Consider the following 1685-nt stretch of genomic DNA (forward strand, 5'->3'; position numbering starts at 1 on the left):
GAGTGGCGCCAGGCGCTGCTGGTGTCCTACACCCACCCGGGGGACCCCATCGAGGGTCGCAGTCCGGTACTGATGTTCCAGGACCTGTCGTCGCTGGAATCGCTGGTGGATGACATGGACATGGCGGGGCGGGCCCGTTCGTTGTATACCGACATCCGCCAGGGTGAGGCCCCGGCATCGGTGGTGAGCATGGAGCCGGAGCGTTTCGTGGACATCACCCGGCAGTTCTACATGCTGCCGATCCTGGACTGGGAGCAGACGCGCATCCAGGGTGACGATGCCCGCCTGCTGCAACTGGCGGCGGCGGTGCCCCGGGCGCGGGGTGCTGACACCCTGGATAATCCCGAGTATGCCAGCCAGTCCCGGGTGGGTCGTGACGAAGCGGGTGCCGGTCTGGCGGACCTGCAGGTGGATATCGTTTTCGTGATGGACACCACGCGCAGCATGCAGCCGTTCATCGACATGACCCGGGACGCGGTGGCGCGGATGACCCGTCAGTTCACCGATGAGGCGGCGGCGCGGTTTCGTTTTGGTCTGGTGACCTACCGTGACAGCAGCGAGATCATCCCGGCCCTGGAATACGTCACCCGCAACCACACGCCGGAACTGGTGGATGGGGAGGCCCTGGTGGACCTGCTGTCGAACTCGGCGCGGGCCACGCAGGCGGGCAGTCTGGATTATCCCGAGGAGGTGTTTGCCGGGGTGGATGTGGCGCTACGTTCGGCGTGGCGTCCGGATGCCCTGCGTTTCATGATCCTGGTGGGGGACGCCAGTGCCCATCCCAAGGGCCATGCCCAGAACGTCACTGGCAAGGACGAGGTGGACCTGCGTCGTGAACTGGACGATGCGCAGGTTCACCTGCTGTCGCTGCACCTGCAAGATCCCCGTGCCGAGGCGGACCATCCCGTTGCCGATGCCCAGTTCAGACACCTGTCCCGGGTGCGGGGTGATGCCGGGCGTTCCGCCATCGAGGCGGTGGATGCCTTCGAGCAGGCGCAGTACCTGGCCCTGGTGGAGCAGGTGACCGACGACATCAATGGGTTGCTGCGCCAGGCCATGGCGGGCCAGGCGAGCCCGAACCCTGGGGCAGGGCAGGCCGCGGCGCCTGCGGCATCCGAGGGTGGCGCGGAGCTGGATTCGGTCTCGGCCCTGTGGCAGGCGGCGTTGGTGGAATACATCGGCCGCGAGGCCACCCCGCCCAAGGACATCGTTGCCTGGTCGCTGGACCGGGACCTGGTGAACCCGGCGGACCGGGCCCTGGATGTGCGTGTCCTGGTGACCCGTGAGCAGTTGAGCAGCCTGTCCCAGTCCCTGGATCGGGTGGTGCAGGCGCTGATGCGGGCGGAGGTCACCCAGGCGCAGTTCTTCGAGGCGCTGCAGGGGGTGGCGGGGCAGACCATGAAGCAGCCCGAGGAGATCGGGCAGGGGGCACAACTGGCGGACACGGGCCTGTTGCCGGCGTTCATCCAGAGCCTGCCCTATCGCAGCGATATCCTGTCACTGACCGATGAGATGTTTGCCAGCATGACCACGCAGCAGCGTGCGGAGCTGGAGTGGAGCCTGCTGGCCAAGTTGGAGCAGTACCGGGCCATCAACGAGCAGGTGGATGTGTGGTTCCAGCTCAACGACACGGATGACGATCGGGACCGGGTCTACCCATTGCACCTGGATTATCTGCCCTGAGG

The 1685-nt window shown here is 66.5% G+C and carries 1 protein-coding gene; it reads left to right on the forward strand.

Annotated features, from left to right (window positions below; all coding sequences use genetic code 11):
• Positions 1 to 1683, forward strand: a 1683-nt coding sequence (locus LPW29_RS15090; RefSeq protein ID WP_238628695.1) for a vWA domain-containing protein, incomplete at its 5' end; no start/stop codon positions are given.
• Positions 1684 to 1685 lie beyond the last annotated feature (2 nt).

The sequence above is a fragment of the Ectothiorhodospira sp. 9100 genome (assembly GCF_022227565.1).
Lineage (GTDB): Bacteria > Pseudomonadota > Gammaproteobacteria > Ectothiorhodospirales > Ectothiorhodospiraceae > Ectothiorhodospira > Ectothiorhodospira marina.